A 23,547-nucleotide genomic window follows, 5' to 3' on the forward strand; every position below is an offset into this window, starting at 1 on the left:
TGGATGGTGATTGTCTGTTTTGTATCAGGTACGGGTTGCGCCACGCGCACTGGCGGCAAACTGGTCCGCTGCCAGCACATGCTTGCGCTCCAGCAACCGATAAACCACGCCGGTCAACACCAGCCCGAACACCATCACACCCGACAGGAAATACAGCCCCGACGCCAGGTTGCCGGTGTATTCCTTCAGCGCACCGATCACGAACGGCCCGATGTAGCCACCCAGGTTGCCCACCGAGTTGATCAACGCGATCCCCGCCGCCGCACTGGCGCCTGCGAAGAAACGACCGGGCAAGGTCCAGAACACCGCCGTGCAGGAAAACAGCGCAAACGCTACCAGACACAACGCCGCGAGTTGCAGCACCGGCACCGTCAACCAGGCGCTGAGGAACAGGCCGATGGCACCCAGCACATACAGCGCGGCCAGGTGGCCGTAACGATCATTCAGGCGGTCGGAACTGCGTGGAATGATCAGCAAACCAACGATGCCGAAGATGTACGGCACCGATGACACGAAACCGGTCACCAGATCAGTGCCGCCGAACTGTTTGATCAACGTCGGCAACCACAGGCCCAGGCCATAAATGCTCAAGGTCACTGGTAGATAAAACAGCGCCAGCAGCAACACGCGCTTGTCTTTCAGGGCATGCAGCGGATTGCCGTGCCGGGTCTGGCCGTAGGCCTCAAGGTCCTTTTTCAGCTCGCCGGTCAGCCAGTCTTTCTCGGCCTGGTCCATCCATTTCACCTGTTGCGGGCCATCCGGCAGGTAACGCAGTACCGGCCAGGTCAGCAGAATCGCCGGGGCGCCGATGACGATGAACAGCCACTGCCAGCCATGCAGACCGAGGATGCCGTCCATGCCGAGCAAGCCGCCGGACACCGGGCCGGTGATCATCATCGCGATGGGTTGGGAAAGGATGAACAGCCCGAGGATCTTGCCGCGATGGCGAACCGGAAACCATTGGGTGATGTAGTAGAGAACGCCCGGGAAGAACCCGGCTTCGGCCGCGCCGAGCAGAAAGCGCATGACATAGAAGCTGTGCGGCCCCTGGACGAAGGCCATACCGATGGTGATGGCGCCCCAGGTGACCATGATCCGCGCGAACCAGCGCCGGGCGCCGAAGCGGTCAAGCATCAGGTTGCTGGGAATTTCCAGCAGGAAATAGCCAATGAAGAACAACCCTGCGCCGAGACCATAGGCCGCATCGCCCAGGCCAATGTCGGCGCCCATGTGCAGCTTGGCGAAACCTACGGCGGAGCGATCCACATAGGCGATCAGGTACAGCAGGATCAGGAAGGGAATCAATTTCAGCGTGATGCGACGAATAAGCCGCAGTTCCTGGCTCATGAGATCGGTCTCCAATTGTTGTTGTTATAAACCTCGGGGGACGCCTCTCGCCGAAAACTGCCAGGGCCATCCCTCCGTTGAAAGCGACTATATAGTAATACTAATTACCCAACAACACTTCCAAAGCGGCGAAATAGCGCTTATGTTACGCCGTAGCTCGAATAATATAGTCATACAATAAGAGAATCGATCATGTCTGATAAGAAACCCAACCTGCGCTCCGCCCAATGGTTTGGCACCGCCGACAAAAACGGCTTCATGTACCGCAGCTGGATGAAGAATCAGGGCATCGCCGACCACCAGTTCCACGGCAAGCCGATCATCGGCATCTGCAATACCTGGTCGGAACTGACCCCGTGCAACGCGCATTTCCGCCAGATCGCGGAGCACGTCAAACGTGGGGTGATCGAGGCCGGTGGCTGGCCGGTGGAATTCCCGGTGTTTTCCAACGGCGAATCGAACCTGCGCCCGACCGCCATGTTCACCCGCAACCTGACCAGCATGGACGTCGAAGAAGCGATTCGCGGCAACCCGATTGACGGCGTGGTGTTGCTGACCGGTTGCGACAAAACCACCCCGGCGCTGCTGATGGGCGCGGCCAGTTGCGACGTACCGGCGATCGTCGTCACTGGCGGGCCGATGCTCAACGGCAAGCACAAAGGCCAGGACATTGGCTCCGGCACCGTGGTCTGGCAGCTCAGCGAACAAGTGAAAGCCGGCACCATCACCCTCGACGATTTCCTCGCGGCCGAGGGCGGCATGTCCCGCTCGGCCGGCACCTGCAACACCATGGGCACCGCGTCGACCATGGCCTGCATGGCTGAAGCACTGGGCACGTCCCTGCCCCACAATGCGGCGATTCCGGCGGTTGATGCGCGACGTTATGTGTTGGCGCACATGTCCGGCATGCGCGCGGTTGAGATGGTCCGGGAAGACTTGCGGCTGTCGAAAATCCTCACCAAAGAAGCCTTCGAAAACGCCATCCGTGTGAACGCCGCCATCGGTGGTTCGACCAACGCCGTGATCCACTTGAAAGCCATCGCCGGTCGCATCGGCGTCGAGCTGGACCTGGATGACTGGACCCGCATCGGTCGCGGCATGCCAACCATCGTCGACCTGCAACCGTCCGGACGTTTCCTGATGGAAGAGTTCTACTACGCCGGCGGCTTGCCAGCGGTGTTGCGCCGCCTCGGCGAAGCCAATCTGATTCCCCATCCGAACGCTCTGACCGTCAACGGCAAGACCCTCGGCGAGAACACCAAGGACGCGCCGATCTACGGCCAGGACGAAGTGATCCGCACCCTCGACAACCCGATCCGTGCCGACGGCGGCATTTGCGTGTTGCGCGGCAACCTTGCACCTCTGGGTGCAGTGCTCAAGCCGTCCGCGGCCAGTGCCGAATTGATGCAGCACCGTGGGCGTGCAGTGGTGTTCGAGAACTTCGACATGTACAAGGCGCGGATCAACGATCCGGAACTGGACGTCGATGCCAACTCGATTCTGGTGATGAAAAACTGCGGCCCGAAGGGTTATCCGGGCATGGCTGAAGTGGGCAACATGGGCTTGCCGGCGAAGCTGTTGGCTCAGGGAGTGACGGACATGGTACGCATTTCCGACGCTCGCATGAGCGGCACGGCGTACGGCACGGTGGTTTTGCACGTTGCCCCGGAAGCGGCGGCCGGTGGGCCTTTGGCGACGGTGAAGGAAGGCGACTGGATTGAACTGGATTGCGCCAATGGGCGTTTGCATCTGGATATTCCAGATGCGGAACTGGCGGCGCGCATGGCGGATCTGCAACCGCCGCAAAATCTGATCGTGGGCGGTTATCGTCAGCTGTACATCGACCATGTACTGCAAGCGGATCAGGGTTGCGATTTCGACTTCCTGGTCGGATGCCGCGGCTCCGAAGTGCCCCGCCACTCCCACTAACCCAACTACCTCTTGTAGGAGCTGGCTTGCTAGCGATGGTGGGTCAGGCACTGTTGTGTCGACTGACACACCATCGCTAGCAAGCCAGCTCCTACAATTTTGATCTTCATCTTATTCAGGACCGTGCTTGCTCTGGCGACCGTCCGCGCCGCGCCTGCTATCATGCGCGGCATCTCCATCGCACAGGATCGCGCCGTTCCCCATGGATTACCGCAAACCCTCCGACCGCAAAAGCATGCACTCGCGCATCGTCCAGGAATTGGGCATGCAGATCGTTTCCGGGCGCTTCAAACCGTGTGACAAACTGCCCGCCGAAGCCTTGCTGTGCGAGGAGTACGCGGTCAGCCGCCCGGTTCTGCGCGAAGCCACCCGCGTGCTGGTTGCCAAAGGCCTGGTGTATTCCCGTCCGCGGGTCGGCACCGTGGTCAAGCAGCGCAAGGAATGGCACATGCTCGATCCGGATGTGCTGCACTGGCTGATGCAAAGCAGCCCGCAGAATGAATTCTTCGATTTGCTGACCAGCGTACGCAGCATCATCGAACCCGCTGCCGCCGCCCTCGCCGCACAATTCGCCACCGACGCCGACATCGCCTCCATCGGTGAAGCCTACCAGCGCATGGAAGCCGCACCGACGCCTGAAGCCTTGTTGCAGCCGGACCTGGACTTCCACAGCCGGATCGCTGATGCGACCCACAATGATCTGCTGGCCAACCTGTGCAACATGCTGTCGGTGGCGATTGCTGAAGCGCTGAAGCATTCCAACCAGCGGCCGAACCTGCATGAGCTGGCGTTGCCTCGGCACAAGGCGATTCTAACGGCGATCGAGAATCGTGATGCGCTGGGTGCGCGGCATGCCACCCTCGTACAGCTCGACGATGCGCGTAGTGCGTTGAACGTAGTGCTTGGCACCGATCCCTCTTAACACCACAAATCCCTGTAGGAGCGAGGCTTGCCCGCGAAGGCGATGGGCCAGTCGACACCTGTATTGGCTGACATACCCCCTTCGCGGGCAAGCCTCGCTCCTACAGGGGGTTTGGTGTGAAATTCGGGATGTAAAAAAGCCGCAACCTGGGTTGCGGCTTTTCTGTTTCAGCCAGGGATCAGTGAGCGAACAACGAGTTGCCCTTCTGCCCCGCCAGTTTCTCCGGCTTGATCAGGAACCGTGCCAGCGCTGGCAACAGCCACAATGCGCCGAACATGTTCCAGAGCAGCATGAAGGTCAGCATCAAGCCCATGTCGGCCTGGAACTTGATGGCCGAGAAGATCCAGGTGCACACGCCGATCGCCAGGCACAGGCCGGTGAACAGCACGGCTTTACCGGTGGACTTCAGCGTCTGGTAGTACGCCTCTTGCAACGGCAGGCCTGCACGCAGGAAGCTTTCCAGGCGGCTATAGATGTAGATGCCGTAGTCCACGCCAATCCCCACCCCGAGCGCCACCACCGGCAGGGTCGCTACTTTCACGCCGATGCCCATGAAGGCCATCAGGGCGTTGCCGAGTACCGAGGTCAGCACCAGCGGCAGCACGATGCACAAGGTCGCCGCCCAGGAACGGAAGGTGATCATGCACATGGTCGCAACACAGATGTAGACGAGGATCAGGATGGTCAGCTCGGACTCCTTGATCACCTCGTTGGTGGCCGCCTCGATGCCAGCGTTACCCGCCGCGAGGATGAATTCCAGGCCGTCCTTGTTGTTTTCCTTGGCGAAGTCCTGCACCGCATGCACCGCGCGATCCAGCGTTGCAGCCTTGTGGTCGTTGAGGAACACCAGCACCGGTGCCAGGGAGCAACTGTTGTTGTACAGGCCATCGGCACGGGCGATGGAGTTGTTCAGCACGTCAGGGTTGCGCGACAGGGTTTCCCATTTCAGGTTGCCCTCGTTCATGCCCTTGATCATCTGCTTGGACACGGTCACCAGGGAAATCGCCGACTGCACGCCCTCGGTGTTCTGCATCTTCCACATCAGCTCGTCGATCGGCGCCATGGCTTCGTAGCGCGAGCAACCTTCGGACTTGGTCTTGACCATCACCACCAACACGTCGGAACTGGTGGAGTAATTGCTGATGATGAAGTTGTTGTCCTTGTTGTAACGGGAGTCCGGACGCAGTTCCGGGGCACCCTGATCGAGGTCACCGATCTTCAGGTTCTGGCTGTACCAGAGACCGCCACCGAAGGCCAACAGGGCCAAAATGATCGACACCGGTGCGACTTTCGGGCTGGCGAAGCTCGACAGCAGGCGCCAGAACGGGTGTTCGCGGTGTGCGTCTTTCTTGCTGCGTTCGACGGCGCGTTTGCTGATGCCGACGTAGGAAATCGCCACCGGCAGCAGGATCAGGTTGGTGAACACAATCACCGCCACACCGATGGAGGCGCCGATGGCCAGTTCACGAATCACACCGATGTCGATGATCAGCAGCGTGATGAAGCCCACCGCATCCGCAAGAATCGCGATCATCCCCGGCAGGAACAGTTGGCGGAACGTCCGCCGCGCGGCGGTCAAGGCGTTGTCCGCCTCGCTCGACTGCAAGGCGATACCGTTGATCTTCTGCACGCCGTGGGAGATACCGATGGCGAAGATCAGGAACGGCACCAGCATCGAATAAGGATCGAGTCCGAAACCAAAGAAGTGCATCAGACCCAACTGCCAGACCACCGCCACCAACGTGGTGCTCAACACCGCCACGGTGCTGCGCATGCAGTTGGTGAACCAGTACAGCAGGATCAGCGTGATGATGAAGGCGACGCCGAAGAACATCACCACCATGACCAGGCCATCGATCAGGTCGCCGACTTTCTTGGCGAAACCGACGATGTGGATCTGCACGTTAGGGTTCTGCGCTTCAAACTTGTCGCGGATCTTTTCTTCCAGCTCGTGGGAGAACTTGCGGTAGTCCAGCGCCAGCAGCTTGCCCTGGTCCTGCGGGTCCGGGTAGGACTCCAGCAGCGGGATATCGACGATGCTCGACTTGAAGTCGTTGGCCACCAGACGCCCGACCTGACCGGACTTGAGCACGTTGTTGCGCAAAAGGTCGAGGCTTTGCTGGGAGCCGTTATAGCTCTGCGGGATCACTTCGCCACCGGCGAAACCCTCCTCTGTCACCTCGGTCCAGCGTACGCTCGGGCTCCACAACGACTTGAGGCCGGAACGGTCGACACCGGAGATGTAGAACACCTCGTCGTTGATCTGACGCAGGGTCTCCATGTATTCCTTGGAGAAGATGTCGCCATCGGTGGCTTCCACCGAAATGCGCACCGTGTTGCCCAGATTCGCCAGATCGTTACGGTGCTCCATCATCTTCTGAATGAATGGATGCTCCAGGGGGATCATTTTTTCGAAGCTGGTGGACGGCCGGATCAGCGTCGCCTGCCAGAACAGGAAGATGCTGACCAGCAGGCAGATGACGATCACTGCCGGGCGGTTGTTGAAAATCAGACGCTCAAGAAACGTCGCCTTGTCTTGGTGATGACTGCTCAAGGATGTCATAGACCCGCCTTCTTGTTATTTGCCCGGCTCATTTGGACGACCCGTTTTTGCCATTCTCTGCGCCGGCGCCGGTTGGCGAGGTGACGCGAACGCCGCCCTGTCCTGCCAGAATCAGATTGCCGTTGCCTGCGGCAGTCACTGCCGAAACGGAAATACGATCGGGGCGGTTGAACACGCTGAAGGTTTCGCCGTTGTCGTTGCTGCGGATCACCGAGCCACCGTTGCCGACGATCACGATGGAGCCGTCGTCAAGCAACGTTGCGCCGGACAAACCGAACTCCAGCGCACCACGGGCAGCCTTGAGCTCAACCGGCTCCCAGGTGGTGCCGAAATCGGTGGAGCGAAACAGATTGCCGCGCAACCCGTAGGCCAGCAGCGTGTTGGCCTGAGCGGTGCCTATCACGCCGAACAGCGAACCTTCGTATGGGCCTTCAAGCTTTTCCCAGGTCTGGCCCCAGTCGGCGGAGCGGAACATGCTGCCCTGCTCGCCGACGATGAACAGCCCGGCATCCTTGACCGCCGCAATGCCGTTGAGGTGGTACTGGTCTTCGTTGTCGAGGCGATCGCTGGCGTCTTCCCAGTGCTTGCCACCGTCGGTGGTTGCCAGCAACGCGCCATAAGCACCCACGGCAAAGCCGCTGTTGACGTCCTGGAACCAGACGTCGAGCAGCGGCGATTCGCGTTTCAAATCTTCGAATTGCTTGGTCCAGGTAGCGCCACCGTCCTCGCTGGTGAGGATCTGTGCGTCGTGGCCGACGGCCCAGCCGTGTTTGTCATCGGCAAAAAACACCGACGTCAACAATTGCCGGGTAGGCACCTTGGCCTGGGTCCAGGTGGCACCCTGGTCATCGGAATACAGAATGTGCCCGCGATCACCAACGGCCACCAGGCGCTTGCCGGCATGCGCGACGTCGAGCATCAGGCTCTTGGTGGCTTTGGCAGATTCAACGGAATACACAATGTCGGACGCTGGCGCCGTAGCGGCCAACGCAGGTGCCGACAGCACCGCACAACCCAACAGCGAGAGCGCTGTAGCCAGCAACGCGAACTTGCGTAATGCCGGCGGGCGGCAAATACCCACACCCATGACAGGCTCACTCATAGACCTTCCCCCATTATTATTGTTAGGTCGTTCAACCTTTCTGGGCGCCGTAAGGGGTGCTCATCGGGATTGCCTGTTCTGGAGCATAGTCCTGAAATGCGCAATCTAGAGCCCCTTCGGAAGCTGGCTTATCCTATCGGGGTTTGGAAAGGTCTGACAATCGACGCCACGTTATGTTTTGTTAACTGGGGCGGAATGCGGTTTGGGTGAATGATTGGGTATCAGGTGGGGTGATTGGGGTTTCTGGGTTATGGTTGGTGGTTGGTGGTTGGTGGTTGGTGTACATATCCGTTTCTTCGGTAACGGCTACTTATGGTTTCGCTCTTACAGCGAGTCACTTTTGACAAACGCCTCAAAAGTAACCAAAAAGTCTTCGCCCCGGCGTACGGCGCCTCGCTAAGGCTCCGCGTTCCCTCGCTACGGTGTCCATCAGGGGGCATCGCCTACGGTCTGCTTCGCGACGACCTCCTCTCGATGTGTGCGGCTTCGCCGCACGGCGCTGCGCGCCTAACCCCCTGATGAACACCTACGCTCGGCCTGCCGAAGGGGCGAGAGATCAAGATCAAGATCAACGTCAAAAGCCACAGCCCAAACATCCTCACACCTGTAGGAGCGAGCCTGCTCGCGATGGCGGTATTCGATCAACATTGCTTTGCCTGACGCACCGCCATCGCGAGCAGGCTCACTCCCACAGTGGATTGATGTACACATGCAAGAAATCGGTCGGCTGTCAGGCCGCCTTCGCGGGCAAGCCTCTCTCCTACAAAAAGCAAGCAGAGCAGCGTACGGCTTTTGCTCTTCACCACTCATCAGGCCGAGCGTTAGCTCGCCTTCAGCTTTTGATCTGCCCGCCCCTTTCGGGAGGCTGAGTGGAGGTGTTCATCCGGGGAGTGGCGCGTAGCGCCGTTCGACGCAGTCGAACACGCTGCATGTAGGTGCAGCGAAGCCAACCGGAGGGCAGTGTCCCCGGATGGATACCGGAGCGAAGGTACGCCGAGCCTTAGCGAGGGGCCGGACGCTTGGGGCGAGCGTTTTTTTGCTTACTTTTTTTAGGCGTTTGTAAAAAAAGTGAGTCGCCGTAAGGGCGAAACCATAAGCCGCCGTTACCGCAGAAATGGATATGTACTCAATCAACAACAGCATGGTCGGCCCGAAGGCCGCCATTACAGCCAAGCCAGCTCCCACAGGGCCCAAGTGAACCCTGAGGGAGTAAAGCCAAACTCAGGCCAGGCTCTTGCTGACCACTTCAAACACATCACTGGACAACTGACCCGAAGCACGAATCCGCTCCAGCTCCCCTTTCATCAACGCCTGACGAGCGTCGTCATACTTGCGCCAGCGAGTCAGCGGTGCCAGTTGGCGAGAAGCAATCTGCGGATTAAACCCGTTCAACTCGATCACCAGGTCCGCCAGGAAGCGATACCCGGAACCATCAGCCGCATGGAAGTTGATCAGGTTCTGCCCGGCAAACGCGCCGACCAGCGCCCGCACCTTGTTCGGGTTCTTGATATTGAACGCCGGATGCTCCATCAACTGCCGAACACGCTCCAGACCACCTGGCAACGTGCTGCCCGCCTGGACACTGAACCACTGATCCATGACCAGCGGATTGTCCTTGAAGTGCTCGGCAAAACTCGCCAGCGCCCGGGCTTTGTCTTCTTCATAGGGCGAGTTGACCAACACCGCCAACCCCGTCAGGCGTTCGGTCATGTTGTCGCTGGTCTCGAACTGTTCAAGCGTCGCCGCCAATACTTCCGGCTTGCCGCTGAGCATCAGGTACGACAGCGCAATGTTCTGCAACGCACGACGCGCAAAATGCTCCGCCTCGGCCACATACGGGGTTTTCTTCGACAGATCGCGGTTGGCCTGATAACGCAGCCATAACGCTTCGAACAAACCTTCAGCCAATTGCTTGCGAGCAAACTCGCGAGCGATATGGATGGCATCAACGTCGGCCACTTCGCTGATTTCTGTCAGATACGCCTCACCCGGCAGCGAAAGCATTTCCGCAACCATCGCCTGGTCCAGCGTTTCGTCGGACAGCACGGTGCGCAAGGCAGAAATCAGGCGCTGATCCAGCACCAGTTTCTCGCCCTTCTGCTGCTGAGCGATCAGCTCTTGCAGCACCTGAACCGACAATTGCTGACCGGCATCCCAACGGTTGAAACCGTCGCTGTCGTGCTGCATCAGGAACATCAGTTGATCGCGGCTGTACGGGAAGCTCAGCTTCACCGGTGCCGAGAAGCCGCGCAGCAACGAAGGCAGCGGCTGTTCTGCGATGTCGACGAAGGTAAAGGTCTGCTCGGCTTCGGTCACCGAGATAACCCGCGAGGTGCCCTGATCACGGTCTTCACCGGAAAGACGCAACGCGATCGCCGCCCCCTTCGAGTCCAGCAAACCCAATTCCACAGGAATCACAAACGGCAGTTTTTCCACCTTGTCCGGGGTCGCCGGGCAGCTCTGGCGGAAGGTCAGGCTGTAGGTTTTCGCTGCCGCGTCATAAGACTCGCTCACCGCCAGACGCGGCGTACCGGCCTGGCTGTACCAGCGTTTGAACTGGGTCAGGTCGACACCGTTGGCATCTTCCATGGCTTTGATGAAGTCATCGCACGTCACGGCCTGGCCGTCATGGCGTTCGAAGTACAAGTCGCTGCCTTTGCGGAAGCCTTCGGCGCCGAGCAGGGTGTGGATCATGCCGACCACTTCCGAACCCTTTTCGTACACGGTCAGGGTATAGAAGTTGGAAATCTCGATGAAGCTGTCCGGGCGCACGGCGTGAGCCATGGGACCTGCGTCTTCGGCGAACTGATGGGTACGCAGGTACGCCACGTCCTGGATGCGCTTCACGGTCGCCGAGTTCATGTCGGCGGAGAAACCAGAATCGCGGAACACGGTGAAGCCTTCCTTGAGCGACAACTGGAACCAGTCGCGGCAGGTCACGCGGTTGCCCGACCAGTTGTGGAAGTACTCGTGAGCGACGATCGCTTCGACACGCTGGTGCGCGGCGTCGGTCGCGGTTTCGGCGCGGGCCAGCACGGCGCTGGAGTTGAAGATGTTGAGGCCCTTGTTCTCCATGGCGCCCATGTTGAAGTCGTTGACCGCGACGATCATGAAGATGTCCAGATCGTACTCGCGACCGTAGACCTCTTCGTCCCAGCGCATAGACTTCTTCAGGCTATTCATCGCGTGCTGGCATTTGTCGATGTTTTCCGGCTCGACGTAAATGCGCAGCGCGACGGAGCGCTCGCTCATGGTGGTGAAAGTGTCTTCGACGCACCACAAGTCACCGGCCACCAGCGCGAACAGGTAGGCAGGTTTCTTGAACGGGTCTTCCCAGGTCGCCCAGTGCCGGCCCTCTTCGCCAGGACCTGAGGCAATCGGGTTGCCGTTGGACAGCAACACCGGATAGCTGTGCTGCTCGGCGACGACCGTGGTGGTGAAGGTGCTCATCACGTCCGGGCGGTCGAGGTAATAGGTGATCTTGCGGAAGCCTTCGGCCTCGCACTGGGTGCAGAACATCGTGCCGGATTTGTACAGGCCTTCCAGCGCAGTGTTGGTTTCCGGGTGGATCTTGACGCTGGTATCGACCGTGAACGTGGTGCTGGTCGGGTGCAGGGTCAGGTGGTTTTCAGTCAGCTGATAATCAGCGTCGCTCAACTCGTTGTCGGCCAGGGTTACCGACAGCAGTTCGAGTTGCTGGCCATCCAGCACTAGCGGCGGCAGGCCCGGGCCACGTTCAGGATTGCGGCGCATCACCAGTTGCGCATGGACCAGGCTGTGGTCCTCGAACAACTCGAAGGTCAGGTGCGTCTCGTCGATCAGGTACTCGGGCGCCTGATAGTCCTTCAGGTAAATCATCTTCGGTTGTTCGGTGCGCATGCTGGAGTCCTTACTGATGCACGGCGAGCTGATAAGCCGTGTATTTACGAATATTGATCACGCCGGTGTCGAAAATCAGGTACTGACCCTTGATCCCCAACAGCGTGCCTTCGGCAATCGGATTCTTGTCCAGGTTGAAGCTGACGATCTTGGCCGGGTATTGCTCGACCGGATAGCGGATTTCGAGGACGTCTACATCGGCAATCGTCTGGATTGCTTGTAGGCCGAATCGTTCCTGCAAACCTTGCAAGCCTTCGGCGCAACTGTCGAACAACTGATCGCGAACCTCGGCCAGGTCCACCGACACCGCGTCGCCCTTGAGTAAAGCACGCCAATTGGTCTTGTCCGCCACCTGACTGCGAAACAGGTCTTCGACAAACCCCGATTGCTGGCGGGTCGAGACACGCATGATCGGCAACGCCTGACGGGCGCCCTGGTCGATCCAGCGAGTCGGCAGCTGGGTGGCGCGGGTAATCCCCACTTTCACCCCGGATGAATTCGACAGATACACAATGTGATCGGTCATGCAGAACTTCTCGCCCCACTCCGGCTCGCGGCAGGTGCCAGCGTCGTAGTGGCAACGCTCCGGGCTCATGATGCAGAGATCGCACTGCGCCAGTTTCGTCATGCACGGGTAGCAATAACCCTGGCTGAAACTGGTTTTGGTCTTGCGCCCGCAATGGGAGCAATGGATCGCCCCCAAATACTCCAGACGCACCGTGGAGCCGATCAATGGATTGACCGGCACCTCGACGTCATCCAGGCGAAACGCGTACTGCACGTTCGGCCCGTCAAGGCGCGCCGACATTTTGCTGATTGCACCGCGGCCAATCTCAATCAATGGACGGCATCCGACTTGAACAGGATGTTCGGCACGCTGATCGACTTCGAACTGCATTCCTGCGGGCCCATGTAGCCAGTACGCTCTTCCTCGGGCAGGTTCTGGATTTCCCAGGCGATCATCGCTTGCAACGACAGTTCGCGTTGCTCGGCGGTGAGTTTGCCTCCGTCGGACCATTTGCCGATTTCCACCGCCAGTTTCAGGCTCTGGTAGATATCGGGGGTGATGTTTTGAATCATTTCGTTAAAAGAGGACATCAAGGGCTCCGCTCTTTAATACATAACTGATTTAGACGGCCAGTTTACGGCGGTTGTACAAACCACCCAACAAGCCGGTCAAGCATCCGACGAGCAACCCGCTGACGTGGGCCGCGTTGGCTATTTCACCGAAGCCGATCATCGAGACCAGCCCCGACAGGCACAACACCAGCCACACCAGCATCATCACCAGCACGCCGCGCGGCAGGCGATAAGCCGGGTTCGGCGACAACAACTGGAAAATCCAGCAATGCCCGAGCAAGCCGTACAGCACACCGGACAACCCGCCAAACAAGGTCGGGCCGCTGAAAACAAACTGGGCGTAGTTGGAAACCAGGCTGAAGAGCAAGGTCAGGCCAATCAGGTTGATGCTGCCCTGACGCGACTCGATGCGCCGCCCCAGCTCCCAGTACCACATGCCGTTCATGGCCAGGTGCAGGATGCCGAAATGGATCAGCATCGGCGTCACCAGACGCCACCACTGCCCCGCTGCCAGGCTGTCAGCCAAGGGCACAAAATGGATGTACTCGCCGACGATGCGAAAATCGAGGAAGGTCAGCCAGCGCAGCGTGTCGAGGTTCTCGCCCAGCAGCGTCACCGCACCGACAATCAGGCTCAGCAGCAACACCAACCCGGTCGCCTTGGCATGACGCAGCTGCTCGACGAAACCGGGCCGTTTTGTGGTTTGCGCGACCGGAATGTCCAGCTGCTGATCCGGGTCGCCCGCCGGGAAACGTTCATATAAGGAGCGGACGTCTTCGCTGATATTGGCCGGTACCCACAGCACCTGCTCGCCCGCCTCTTCGCTGACCCGATGCGGCACCTGCATGCGTTGCAACAATTTGACGAACCCACTCAAATCCACCGCCAGCGGCAGACGTAAAACGGCAACGGTACTCATTGCAGCACCTCCGGCCGCTCGACATCGACCCAGACAAATTTGTGCGGGTCGAGACGGGTTTCCTGATCCAGGCGATAGGCGACCAGTTTGCCGTAGAGCACCGCGCTGTAATCCAGGCAGGCCAGGTTTGGACGGATCGGTGCCGGTTTGCCGCTGCGCCAGTAATGGCCGACGAACAACAGCGGTTCATCGACGCCGTAACGCAGCAAAGTGTTTTTTTCGGTGGACGACAGTGGCGTCTGGGCCACGGGTTCGGGCAAGGCATCAGGCTGGAACACAATGTCTCCGTAGGTTTGCGGGTCGTCTTCCCAGAATTTGGTGCGGAAGAACGAACGCGTCAGGCCATCACCGCTGGTCATGGTCAAGCCGTGCGGCAAACGCATGTCGGTGCCACGCAGCAAGCGATCGAACACGGTGCAGGCGAAACTGCCCGGCACGGCGGAGGCCTGGAGGAAATGTTCGTCGATGCAGCCATTGGGGAACAGCGCGCGCAGTGGTTCGATCAGGCCGGAATCCCAGCAGGCGTGCACCACGCGGAAACGTCCGGCATCCACAAACAATGGCAATTCGTAGAACCATTGCTGGAAGTCATGCCAGTCGCCGGGATGATCTTCAAATTGAGTCAGGGTTTCACCGAGCAGGCGCGCATGGCGTGGCGTGTGTTCGCGCACGAACTGCTTGCCGCTGCCCGGCGGCGCCGGCGTAGCCCAGCCGAGGGCGTTGAATTCATGGTTGCCCATGATGCACAGCGCCTGACCGGCCTCGACCATGTCGTGGACGATGTGCAGCGCCTCGCGAATCCGCGGGCCGCGGTCGATGATGTCACCGACGAACACCGCCATGCGCGATGGATGCCGCCAGACGCCACCTTGTTTGTGATAACCGAGCCGGTCGAGCAAGTGCTCAAGGGTCAGAGCGCAACCGTGCACGTCACCGATCAGGTCGTAGCTACGCGCGGGATCGAGCATCAGTCGCCTCCACCACCCAACCGGCTGCCCCAGCCAAGTTTGGTCCGGCAGACCTCATAGTAGTTGTGGTCGAGCGGGTGAATCAGCCGCAGCTTCTGGGCTTTTTTGCTGATGGTGATGGTGTCACCCGGCGCGCAGGTGAAATGGTTCTGCCCGTCACAGGAGACTTGCGGGTAAATCTGCATATCTTTGGACACGACGATTTTCAGCTCACTGTTGCCATCGACCACGATCGGCCTGCCCGACAAGGTATGGGGGTACATCGGCACAATCACAATAGCGTCGAGCTTGGGATGCATGATCGGCCCGCCCGCCGACAGCGCATAGGCGGTCGAACCGGTGGGCGTGGCGACGATCAGGCCGTCGGCCTTCTGGCTGCAGACGAACTGGCCGTCGATGTACAGCTCGAACTCGATCATCCGCGTCGATTTGCCAGGGTGCAGCACCACATCGTTCAGCGCGTCGCCCTGGCCAATGGCCTCGGCGTGGCGGCGTACTTCGGCTTGCAGCAGGAAGCGGTTTTCCACCAGATAGTGGCCGTCGAGCACTTCGGCGACTTTGACTTCCAGTTCATCGGGGCGAATATCGGTCAGGAAACCGAGGCTGCCCCGGTTGATGCCGAGCACCGGGATATTGTGTCGGGCCAAGGCACGCGCGGCGCCCAGCAGGCTGCCGTCACCGCCGACCACAATCACCATGTCACATACTTCACCGAGCATCTTGCGTGACGAGGTTTGCAGGCCATGACCCGGCAGGACTTCGGCGATGGTGTCTTCGAGGATCACGTGCAGGTGACGATCGAGCAGAAACCGTTTCAGTCGGCGGACGGTATCCAGCACCTGCGAACTGCCCAGGCGACCGATGATGCCGATATTACGAAATTGCTCCATGGGGCCCCTGAGGTCTGTGACGGCGAAAAACACGATTATGGTCGAAAGCGCGGGATAGACAAAATCCTTTCAGCCACAAGGGTGTACTCATGTTTAGGGCTATGCTCGCAAGATGATCCTATTTCCCGATTTGCTCCAGTTACCCCACCAGTTGCGCCACCCCGAAGTGCGCGACTTGGCTTGGGTCATCCTCGCGCCGCCGATGCTCGACATCACCCCGTGGCCGCAACGCCATCCGCTGGCCGGCAGCGACTGGGTGCAGGCACCGGAGCAGCTGGAACAGTGGCTGAGGCAACTCGATCATGACAGTTATGACTTGCTGCACTGGCTGGCACAGGCCAGGACCCGGCGATTGGGTTTGTATTACGAACGGCTGTGGCAATATGCCGTGCGCCATGCCCCGGGTATCGAGTTGATTGCCGCCAACATGCCGATTCGCCGCGAAGGCCACACGCTGGGTGAGCTCGACATGTTGCTGCGCGACCGCGATGGCGTGCATCACCTGGAACTGGCAATCAAACTTTATCTGGGCCCGCAGAAGGGTGACGGGCACGACACGGCGCAGTGGCTCGGGCCGGGTTGCCACGATCGACTGGACCGCAAACTGGCGCACCTGACGCAACATCAGTTACCGATTTCCGCCCGACCAGAAAGCCGCGAGGTGCTGGCGGCGCTGGATATCCAACAGTTCAGCGCGCATCTGTGGCTGGGCGGTTATCTGTTGTATCCATGGCCAGGACAAGCCGAACCCCCCAACGGCGCGCACCCGCAGCATTTGCGCGGCAGCTGGCTGCATCAGAAGGACTGGGCGGATTTTGTCCTGCAGCGCCCGCTCGGCCGCTGGCAACCCCTGCCCCGCCATGCCTGGCTAGCGCCGGCGCATTATCCGGGGGAGCAGACCTGGAATACCGAGCAGCTGGAGGCATGGCTCAGTGACCTGGAGCCATTGGCCCCGGCGCAGCTGATGGTGAGGCTGATCGAGAATGCGGAGGGGGATTGGGAGGAAGCGGAGCGGTTGTTTCTGGTGGCGGATCTTTGGCCGAATGTGCCGGGTAGCGGTTGAGATTTGTAGTGTCTGGACTGGCCCCTTCGCGGGCAAGCCTCGCTCCTACAAAAGCACCCTACACCCTGTAGGAGCGAGGCTTGCCCGCGAAAGGGCCACCTCCGTCTAAATGGACAACCGCAACGCCAAAGCCGCCAAAGTCACCAACAAAACCGGCACCGTCAACACAATCCCGACCTTGAAGTAATACCCCCAGCCAATCTGAATATTCTTGCGCTGCAGCACATGCAACCACAGCAACGTCGCCAGGCTACCGATCGGGGTAATTTTCGGCCCCAGATCGCTGCCAATAACGTTGGCATAAATCATCGCCTCCTTCACTGCCCCTGTGGCCTGGCTTGCATCGATCGACAGCAAACCAATCAACACTGTCGGCATGTTGTTCATCATCGACGACAACAGCGCCGTCAGCACGCCCGTGCCCATGGCCGCGCCCCAAACGCCGTAATTCGCAAACCCGTCCAGCCAACCGGCTAGATACCCGGTAAGCCCGGCATTGCGCAGGCCATACACCACCAGATACATGCCCAGCGAGAAAATCACGATCTGCCACGGTGCTTCTTTAATCACCTTGCGCGTGGAAATCTTGTGGCCACGGGCGGCGATGGCCAGCAGCAACGCCGCGCACACGGCGGAAATGGCGCTGATCGGAATGCCCAGCGGTTCAAGGGCAAAGCAGCCGAGCAGAAGAATCACCAGCACCACCCAACCGGCATAAAACGTGGTCTTGTCATGGATCGCGGTCGACGGAAGTTCCAGTTGTTCGGGGTCGTAATCCTTGGGAATGTCACGACGGAAAAACCACATCAGCATCGCCAGCGTGGCGGCGACACTGACGAAGTTGACCGGAATCATCACCGCCGCATAACGGTTGAAGGTGATATTGAAGAAGTCCGCCGAAACGATGTTCACCAGGTTCGACACCACCAACGGCAGGCTAGCGGTGTCGGCGATGAAACCGGCGCCCATCACGAACGCCAGGGTGGCGGCCGGGGAAAAGCGCAACGCCAGCAGCATGGAAATCACTATCGGCGTCAGAATCAGCGCCGCGCCGTCATTGGCGAACAGTGCCGACACCAGCGCGCCGAGCAGCACCATATAAGCAAAGAGTTTGCGCCCGCTGCCCCGCCCCCAACGGGCCACGTGCAAGGCCGCCCAGGCAAAGAACCCCGCCTCGTCCAGCAGCAGACTGATGATGATCAACGCCACAAAGGTGCCGGTGGCGTTCCAGATGATCTGCCACACAATCGGGATGTCACCCAGGTGCACCACCCCGAAAATCAGCGCCAGCACGGCGCCGAATACCGCACTCCAGCCCACTCCCAGGCCTTTGGGTTGCCAGATCACCAGGGTGATAGTCAACAGAAAAATCAGCGACGCGATGAGCATGCAGAGCAGCCTTCAAAGAAAAATCGGGGGATTAGCAGCAGCGTACCGGGCGATCAGCCATTGCCTGCAAACGGTCGACATCCGTAGCCAGCCACTCAGCGTGATCGGCCAGTGCGCCCTGCAACAGCGTGATGACCCACGGCGACAATTGCGGGTGCAGGCGATAAAAAACCCACTGCCCCTGACGGCGGTCCGCCAGCAGGCCATTGCTGCGCAACTGCGCCAGATGGCGGGAGATCTTTGGCTGGCTGAGGTCCAGCCCGGCCGTCAACTCACACACGCACAACTCGCCTTCCCGGGCGATCAACAGGGCGATACGACTGCGAGTGTCATCGGCCAGGGCCTTGAAAATATCGACGGGACTGCGAGAGCTGGACATGAAGGGACACGCCTCTGGACAAACGAGGCGTGAATATATGGAATTTCGAATATGCAGTAAAGCAAAGACTTGGTTGCCCCGCTTCTGTAGCAGCTGCCGAGCAGCGCGAGGCTGCGTTCGGCGACGTAGTCGTCGTGAAATCAGACCCTGCGGTGCGTCAGGAAAACCGCGCTCGCAGGGTTTACGACGACTTCGTCGCCGAACGCTGCCTCGCGCTGCTCGACAGCTGCTACAGGAGATTTCCAGTCACTCCTTTTTGTGCTGTTCGACCCACTTGCCATAAGCATCGATAAACTTTTGCAAGAACGGCCTCACCGACTCGGACAATTTGCCCGCCTCATCGAACGCCGAACCGGCACCACTCAGATAGGCTTCCGGTTGCTGCATGCACGGCACATCCAGAAACACCATGGACTGGCGCAAATGATGGTTGGCCCCAAACCCGCCGACAGCGCCCGGTGAAACGCTGATCACCGCTCCTGGCTTGCCGCTCCATGCGCTCTTGCCATACGGGCGCGATCCCACGTCGATCGCATTCTTCAGCGGCGCCGGCACCGAGCGGTTGTATTCAGGGGTGACGAACAGCACTGCGTCGGATGAGCTCACTTGTTGTCGGAAAGTGCTGTAGGCTGCCGGCGGTGAAGTTCCATCGATGTCTTCGTTGTACAGCGGCAGATCGCCAATTTCGACGATAGTGAGCTTGAGATTGGCAGGCGCCAGGTCGGCCAGGGCAAGCGCCACCTTGCGGTTGATCGATTCCTTTCTCAAGCTGCCGACCAGTACGGCGATCGTGTAGACGTTGCTCATGGAAGATTCTCGACTGTTCGATGGAAAGACTTGTAGTTATAGATGACGAATCACCCAGTGGGCTGCAGAATTCGCCGCCCCTGACTATTTTTTTCCTGTAAGAAAACTTACCTCGCCCAAGCACGGTCTACAGAACCGCAAATTGAGTGATTTATCTCCAGAGGTTCTAAGCAGATGGCAGCAGTACTCGTCGGTCAGTTTCATGCAAGAGACGCGGAAGGCCGCGTTTATTCCGTGCATGAGTTCCAGGAATCCACCCCCTCGCATGACGGCCTCACTGGCTCGGCGCCTGTGACCACCTACAAACTGGCCATTGGCGATCGCGTCAACAAGCTCGACGACAACCAGTTTCTGCTGGTGCAATCGAACATCACCATCGTGCGCGAGCCCGACACCTACGTCGGCAGCCGGCCGGAAATCACCACAGCCTCATAACCCCGCGTTATGAGCAGAAGTCATATGCGCGCACTTGAGTTAGGATTCAGTCACTGACTCCCTCACCTGCTGAACATGGACTTCACGCATGCGTTTACGTCATATCGAAGTGATCCACGCGCTCTTGCAGACCGGTCACCTGGGCACCGCCGCCGAATGGCTGCAGTTGCCGGTGGCCGAGGTCGAAGGCATTTTGCGCGACGCCGAGGATCAGTTGGGATTCATGCTGTTTTCCAGCGTGCGTGGACGTCTGCAGGCAACACGCGAGGCGCGGGAACTACAGGTTGAAATCGCCCACGTCTATGACGCACTTGAGCCGGTCCAGCGAATGGCCAGCAGCCTCAAGCAATATCAGGCACACCCGCTACGCATCATCTGCACCCCGCCGCTGGCCCAACAGTTGTTGCCCCACAGCATCGCGGCCCTGCGCCGACGCCTTCCCGATGCGCCTTGCACCCTGCTGAGCCAACCCACCCGCGAGATCGTCAGAAGCCTGCTGCTGCGTGAAAGCGATCTGGGACTGAGCCTGCATGATCCCGACCATGCCGACATTGATTGCCAGGTGATTGCCCAAGGCAAACTCCAGCTATTGGCGCCCCATGGCTGGCTTCAACCCAAACAGAAGTACATATCGTTGCAGGATCTGGCCGGCCAATCGATGGTTGGCCTGGAAGGTCATGACCCATTGAGCCCGGCGCTCGACAACAAACTGCATGCCTTGCGCCCTGCCCCGGTCATCCAAACCCGGGTGCAGACTCATCAGATGATGCGCAGCATGGTCGAGGCCGGCGAAGGCCTGGCGATCGTCGACCCGTTTACCGCTCTCGGTGCCAAGTCGAGCGGTCTGGATGCTTGCCCGTTGGCGCCTGCGGTGCCGATCAGCCTGTATGCCCTGACCCTGAAGACCGGCGAGCCAATGCCAGCCGTTCAGGTGCTGCTGGAGATCATCACGGAACAAGCCGCGGCGATGTTGTCGAGCTGAGCGGGTTTTCCAGCGGATTATCGAACAAGCGATACCAGAACAGCGCCACTTCGGCGGTGTTCGGGTCGATGCCGCGATAACGCAGATGATCGATCCCGCCAATCACGAAACCACAGCGCTCATACAGTCGACAGGCACCCAGATTGTTGTTCTGGGTTTCGAGCATGATGCCCGGCAGTTTCTTCTTGCGACTCCAGAACTGGGCCACGTCCAGCAACGCCTTTGCCACACCGTGCCGGCGCGCCGGCGCATGCACGGCCAACTCGTCGATATGGGCAAAGCCGTTCCAATTGGTGCTGACCACCAGATGGCCGACAGGTTCGTCATCGAGATACGCCATGAACACCGCACTGTCGGCGGCATCGCGGAAACTGCTGAACTCTTCGGGATCAATGCCGTAGCACTTTCGATAAGGGGTGATCGGCGTTACCGGCCACTGCTCCACCGGTTTGCCGATTTCGGCTGCGCCATAGGCCGCGACTTCAAAACTGAAGTCGCTACCCCAGATATAAGGCGCGAAACCCTCGTCGGCGACACGCACCGAGAGGCCTGGGTATTTGGGATTCATGATCGGTTGCATACTCGGAAAGGTCCTCATTCCTTGATGCAATCAACGGTGTAAAGCCGTCCATTGCCCTCGTCTTCGTTTTGCAGTCCGTGCACATCAGCGACAAACCCGGGGAAACTGCTGTCGAACGTGCGAGCAAATGACAGGTAATCGATGATCGACCGGGTCGACTCGGTGAACCGCTCACCCGGCATGATCAACGGGATGCCTGGCGGATACGGCACCAGCATCACCGCGGCAATTCGCCCCTCCAGGGCATCGATCGACACCGCCTCTACTTCACCACGCACCAAATGATCATAGGCGTCAGCCGGTTTCATGGCGATTTCCGGCAGCACGGTGTACATGCGCTTGAGGTGTTTGGCCGTGGCATTGCTGCGATAACAGGCGTGCAACTGATCGCACAAATCCCGCAACCCCATGCCTTGATAACGCGCGACGTTCTGTTGCGCCACGCACGGCAGGCACGTAGCCAGACTGACATTGGCGTCGTAACTGCGCTTGAACTCCAGCAACTCGGTCAGCAGCGTGCTCCACTTGCCCTTGGTGATGCCCATCGAGAACAGCACCAGGAATGAATACAGGCCGGTCTTCTCGACCACCAGCCCTCGCTCCCACAGAAACTTGCTGACCACCGCCGCCGGAATCCCGCGCTCGCTCAGTGCACCACCCGCCGTCAGGCCGGGCATGACCAGGGTGACCTTGATCGGGTCGAGCAACACGTAATCGTCGGTCACACCACCAAAACCATGCCAGTCGGCGTCGGGCTGCAGCAGCCAGTCTTCGGTGACAACACGGTCGATGCCTTCCACCGAGGGCGGCTGCCAGATGGAAAACCACCAGTCATCCGCAGCGATGTGCTGACGCAAATTGGCCAGGGCCCGGCGAAAGCTCAGCGCCTCGTCGAACATCTCCTGCAACAGCGATCGCCCGGCCGGGCCTTCCATCATCGCCGATGCGACGTCCAGCGACGCGATGATGCTGTACTGCGGCGATGTCGAGATGTGCATCATGAACGCTTCATTGAAGCGGTCGCGGTCCAGTTGTCGTGCACCGCCATCCTGGACGTGAATCATCGAGGCCTGGCTGAATGCGGCCAACAGTTTGTGCGTGGAATGCGTGGTGAACACCAGCGGGCTGTCTTCAGTACGGGACGTGCCCATGCCGTAACGGCCGGCGAAAAACTCGTGGAACGCCGCATAGGCATACCAGGCCTCGTCGAAATGCAGGACCTCGACGCTGTTGCCCAGGTTCTGCTTGATCAGTTCGGCGTTGTAGCACAGGCCGTCGTAGGTCGAATTGGTCACCACGGCCAACTTGACCTTGGGCTCACGGCCCTGGGTCAGCGGGCTGGCGTCGATCTTGGCCTGAATCGACTCGCGGCTGAATTCGCTCAGCGGAATCGGACCGATTATCCCCAGTTCATTACGCTCCGGGCACAGGTACAGCGGAATCGCACCGGTCATGATGATCGAGTGCAGCACCGACTTGTGGCAGTTGCGGTCCACCAGCACCAGGTCGTCGCGAGCGACCATCGAATGCCAGACGATTTTGTTGGCGGTCGAGGTGCCATTGATCACGAAAAAGGTGTGGTCGGCGCCGAAATTGCGCGCCGCCCTGGCTTCCGCCTCGGCCAGCGGGCCTGTGTGATCGAGCAAGGAGCCCAATTCCGGCACCGATACTGACAGGTCCGAACGCAGTGTGTTTTCCCCAAAAAACTGGTGAAAGGCCTGGCCGACCGGACTCTTGTGATACGCCACGCCGCCGCCATGTCCGGGGGTGTGCCAGGAATAATTGGAGTCGGCGGTGTGTTGCACCAGCGCCTTGAAAAAGGGCGGGAGCAAACCATCAAGGTATTTGCGGGCCGCCCGGGCCACTTGCCGGGCGAGGAAGGGCACGGTGTCTTCGAACAGATAGAGAATGCCGCGCAGCTGATTGAGCTCGGCCATGGCATCGGCCGGAGCGTTTTCCAGCGTTACTTGTTCGCCCAGCGCGAAGATCGGCAAGTCCGGCGCACGCACCCGCGCCAGGCCGATCAGCTCAGCCATATTGTGTAACAAGTGCGAATGGGCGCTGGCGTCTTCAGCGGCAATCAACATGCAGGAGAGGCCGTGATGGGTCGAAGCAACCAGCCGCCCTTCGGTGTAATCCACCGCCGAAACAATGCTGAAGCCTTCCTGCTCCAGCTCCCGGGCGATGCCACGCACGCGATCGCCGGCGACGGTGTCGGCCTTGATGTCGCGGTGGACGATCAGGACCGGGAATTTCAAATCTTTATACATGAGGCTCAGTGTCCTGAGGCTGCAGACCGAGGCCTGCCAATAT

19 protein-coding genes are annotated in these 23,547 nt (G+C 59.7%); 5 read left to right on the top strand and 14 right to left on the bottom strand.

Annotated elements, in window-relative coordinates; translation table 11 throughout:
• Nucleotides 1–24 precede the first annotated feature (24 nt).
• Nucleotides 25–1,347, bottom strand: coding sequence for an MFS transporter (locus tag ACYZT6_RS13790; protein WP_462027371.1), 1,323 nt, complete (start codon nucleotides 1,345–1,347; stop codon nucleotides 25–27).
• Between the two features lie 192 nt (nucleotides 1,348–1,539).
• Here ACYZT6_RS13790 and ACYZT6_RS13795 point away from each other — a divergent pair, with 192 nt between their 5' ends.
• Together ACYZT6_RS13795 and ACYZT6_RS13800 are read left to right on the top strand one after the other, a co-directional pair.
• Entirely contained in the window at nucleotides 1,540–3,276 is a 1,737-nt protein-coding gene (locus tag ACYZT6_RS13795; RefSeq protein ID WP_462027372.1) for an IlvD/Edd family dehydratase, read from the top strand.
• A 202-nt stretch (nucleotides 3,277–3,478) separates the two neighbouring features.
• Nucleotides 3,479–4,198 carry a FadR/GntR family transcriptional regulator gene (locus ACYZT6_RS13800; RefSeq protein WP_094467649.1) on the top strand — a complete coding sequence of 240 codons (720 nt, stop codon included), beginning with the start codon at nucleotides 3,479–3,481 and terminating at the stop codon, nucleotides 4,196–4,198.
• A 178-nt stretch (nucleotides 4,199–4,376) separates the two neighbouring features.
• On the opposite strand, the gene ACYZT6_RS13805 is transcribed toward ACYZT6_RS13800, so the two are convergent.
• From ACYZT6_RS13805 to ACYZT6_RS13840, 8 genes are all read right to left on the bottom strand, one after another.
• A complete protein-coding gene (locus tag ACYZT6_RS13805) occupies nucleotides 4,377–6,761 on the bottom strand; it encodes an efflux RND transporter permease subunit (protein ID WP_131062059.1) in 2,385 nt (794 codons plus the stop codon).
• A 28-nt stretch (nucleotides 6,762–6,789) separates the two neighbouring features.
• Nucleotides 6,790–7,863: a WD40/YVTN/BNR-like repeat-containing protein gene (locus tag ACYZT6_RS13810; RefSeq protein WP_462027373.1), complete on the bottom strand. Its 1,074-nt coding sequence runs from the start codon at nucleotides 7,861–7,863 to the stop codon at nucleotides 6,790–6,792.
• A gap of 1,221 nt (nucleotides 7,864–9,084) precedes the next feature.
• Nucleotides 9,085–11,742 (bottom strand): aminopeptidase N, encoded by a 2,658-nt coding sequence (pepN, locus tag ACYZT6_RS13815; RefSeq protein WP_462027374.1) that lies wholly within the window; start codon nucleotides 11,740–11,742, stop codon nucleotides 9,085–9,087.
• Between the two features lie 10 nt (nucleotides 11,743–11,752).
• The gene (locus ACYZT6_RS13820; protein WP_462027375.1) at nucleotides 11,753–12,583 is read right to left on the bottom strand and encodes a DUF2797 domain-containing protein; all 831 of its coding nucleotides are present in this window, start codon (nucleotides 12,581–12,583) and stop codon (nucleotides 11,753–11,755) included.
• Nucleotides 12,580–12,840, bottom strand: coding sequence for a YeaC family protein (locus ACYZT6_RS13825; RefSeq protein WP_090183249.1), 261 nt, complete (start codon nucleotides 12,838–12,840; stop codon nucleotides 12,580–12,582). The genes ACYZT6_RS13820 and ACYZT6_RS13825 overlap by 4 nt, the downstream gene beginning before the upstream one ends.
• Nucleotides 12,841–12,871: 31 nt before the next feature.
• Nucleotides 12,872–13,741, bottom strand: a complete 870-nt coding sequence (locus tag ACYZT6_RS13830; protein ID WP_462027376.1) for a rhomboid family intramembrane serine protease — start codon at nucleotides 13,739–13,741, stop codon at nucleotides 12,872–12,874.
• Complete coding sequence (locus ACYZT6_RS13835) at nucleotides 13,738–14,712, bottom strand: metallophosphoesterase (RefSeq protein WP_462029950.1); 975 nt, start codon at nucleotides 14,710–14,712, stop codon at nucleotides 13,738–13,740. Before ACYZT6_RS13835 ends, ACYZT6_RS13830 begins: the two co-directional genes overlap by 4 nt.
• Nucleotides 14,709–15,599 carry an NAD(+) kinase gene (locus ACYZT6_RS13840; RefSeq protein ID WP_010459816.1) on the bottom strand — a complete coding sequence of 297 codons (891 nt, stop codon included), beginning with the start codon at nucleotides 15,597–15,599 and terminating at the stop codon, nucleotides 14,709–14,711. The genes ACYZT6_RS13835 and ACYZT6_RS13840 overlap by 4 nt, the downstream gene beginning before the upstream one ends.
• Before the next feature lie 112 nt (nucleotides 15,600–15,711).
• On the opposite strand from ACYZT6_RS13840, the gene ACYZT6_RS13845 reads away from it, so the two are divergent.
• Nucleotides 15,712–16,662, top strand: coding sequence for a DUF1853 family protein (locus ACYZT6_RS13845; RefSeq protein WP_462027377.1), 951 nt, complete (start codon nucleotides 15,712–15,714; stop codon nucleotides 16,660–16,662).
• 105 nt (nucleotides 16,663–16,767) lie between these two features.
• Here the strand turns inward: ACYZT6_RS13845 and ACYZT6_RS13850 are convergent, their stop codons facing one another.
• The 3 genes from ACYZT6_RS13850 to ACYZT6_RS13860 form a co-directional block, all read right to left on the bottom strand.
• Complete coding sequence (locus ACYZT6_RS13850) at nucleotides 16,768–18,051, bottom strand: arsenic transporter (RefSeq protein WP_462027378.1); 1,284 nt, start codon at nucleotides 18,049–18,051, stop codon at nucleotides 16,768–16,770.
• 31 nt (nucleotides 18,052–18,082) lie between these two features.
• Nucleotides 18,083–18,430 (bottom strand): metalloregulator ArsR/SmtB family transcription factor, encoded by a 348-nt coding sequence (locus ACYZT6_RS13855; protein WP_462027379.1) that lies wholly within the window; start codon nucleotides 18,428–18,430, stop codon nucleotides 18,083–18,085.
• Nucleotides 18,431–18,676: 246 nt separating this feature from the next.
• Nucleotides 18,677–19,237 (bottom strand): NADPH-dependent FMN reductase, encoded by a 561-nt coding sequence (locus tag ACYZT6_RS13860; protein ID WP_462027380.1) that lies wholly within the window; start codon nucleotides 19,235–19,237, stop codon nucleotides 18,677–18,679.
• 174 nt (nucleotides 19,238–19,411) lie between these two features.
• Here ACYZT6_RS13860 and ACYZT6_RS13865 point away from each other — a divergent pair, with 174 nt between their 5' ends.
• Entirely contained in the window at nucleotides 19,412–19,672 is a 261-nt protein-coding gene (locus ACYZT6_RS13865) for a hypothetical protein (protein ID WP_094467661.1), read from the top strand.
• Nucleotides 19,673–19,760: 88 nt separating this feature from the next.
• Nucleotides 19,761–20,654 (top strand): LysR substrate-binding domain-containing protein, encoded by an 894-nt coding sequence (locus tag ACYZT6_RS13870; RefSeq protein ID WP_462027381.1) that lies wholly within the window; start codon nucleotides 19,761–19,763, stop codon nucleotides 20,652–20,654.
• Here the strand turns inward: ACYZT6_RS13870 and ACYZT6_RS13875 are convergent.
• Complete coding sequence (locus ACYZT6_RS13875; protein ID WP_462027382.1) at nucleotides 20,620–21,234, bottom strand: GNAT family N-acetyltransferase; 615 nt, start codon at nucleotides 21,232–21,234, stop codon at nucleotides 20,620–20,622. The two genes, ACYZT6_RS13870 and ACYZT6_RS13875, sit on opposite strands and share 35 nt — an antisense overlap.
• A 14-nt stretch (nucleotides 21,235–21,248) precedes the next feature.
• Entirely contained in the window at nucleotides 21,249–23,504 is a 2,256-nt protein-coding gene (locus tag ACYZT6_RS13880; protein WP_462027383.1) for an Orn/Lys/Arg family decarboxylase, read from the bottom strand.
• Between the last annotated feature and the right edge of the window lie 43 nt (nucleotides 23,505–23,547).

Source organism: Pseudomonas sp. RT6P73 (genome assembly GCF_054897715.1).

What these genes read in the sequence shown, in the direction of transcription:
- ACYZT6_RS13790 (WP_462027371.1), bottom strand. Translation starts at nt 1,347, where the DNA reads ATGAGCCAGGAACTGCGGCTTATTCGTCGCATCACGCTGAAATTGATT.
- ACYZT6_RS13795 (WP_462027372.1), top strand. Translation starts at nt 1,540, where the DNA reads ATGTCTGATAAGAAACCCAACCTGCGCTCCGCCCAATGGTTTGGCACC.
- ACYZT6_RS13800 (WP_094467649.1), top strand. Translation starts at nt 3,479, where the DNA reads ATGGATTACCGCAAACCCTCCGACCGCAAAAGCATGCACTCGCGCATC.
- ACYZT6_RS13805 (WP_131062059.1), bottom strand. Translation starts at nt 6,761, where the DNA reads ATGACATCCTTGAGCAGTCATCACCAAGACAAGGCGACGTTTCTTGAG.
- ACYZT6_RS13810 (WP_462027373.1), bottom strand. Translation starts at nt 7,863, where the DNA reads ATGAGTGAGCCTGTCATGGGTGTGGGTATTTGCCGCCCGCCGGCATTA.
- pepN (WP_462027374.1), bottom strand. Translation starts at nt 11,742, where the DNA reads ATGCGCACCGAACAACCGAAGATGATTTACCTGAAGGACTATCAGGCG.
- ACYZT6_RS13825 (WP_090183249.1), bottom strand. Translation starts at nt 12,840, where the DNA reads ATGTCCTCTTTTAACGAAATGATTCAAAACATCACCCCCGATATCTAC.
- ACYZT6_RS13830 (WP_462027376.1), bottom strand. Translation starts at nt 13,741, where the DNA reads ATGAGTACCGTTGCCGTTTTACGTCTGCCGCTGGCGGTGGATTTGAGT.
- ACYZT6_RS13840 (WP_010459816.1), bottom strand. Translation starts at nt 15,599, where the DNA reads ATGGAGCAATTTCGTAATATCGGCATCATCGGTCGCCTGGGCAGTTCG.
- ACYZT6_RS13845 (WP_462027377.1), top strand. Translation starts at nt 15,712, where the DNA reads ATGATCCTATTTCCCGATTTGCTCCAGTTACCCCACCAGTTGCGCCAC.
- ACYZT6_RS13850 (WP_462027378.1), bottom strand. Translation starts at nt 18,051, where the DNA reads ATGCTCATCGCGTCGCTGATTTTTCTGTTGACTATCACCCTGGTGATC.
- ACYZT6_RS13855 (WP_462027379.1), bottom strand. Translation starts at nt 18,430, where the DNA reads ATGTCCAGCTCTCGCAGTCCCGTCGATATTTTCAAGGCCCTGGCCGAT.
- ACYZT6_RS13860 (WP_462027380.1), bottom strand. Translation starts at nt 19,237, where the DNA reads ATGAGCAACGTCTACACGATCGCCGTACTGGTCGGCAGCTTGAGAAAG.
- ACYZT6_RS13865 (WP_094467661.1), top strand. Translation starts at nt 19,412, where the DNA reads ATGGCAGCAGTACTCGTCGGTCAGTTTCATGCAAGAGACGCGGAAGGC.
- ACYZT6_RS13870 (WP_462027381.1), top strand. Translation starts at nt 19,761, where the DNA reads ATGCGTTTACGTCATATCGAAGTGATCCACGCGCTCTTGCAGACCGGT.
- ACYZT6_RS13875 (WP_462027382.1), bottom strand. Translation starts at nt 21,234, where the DNA reads ATGCAACCGATCATGAATCCCAAATACCCAGGCCTCTCGGTGCGTGTC.
- ACYZT6_RS13880 (WP_462027383.1), bottom strand. Translation starts at nt 23,504, where the DNA reads ATGTATAAAGATTTGAAATTCCCGGTCCTGATCGTCCACCGCGACATC.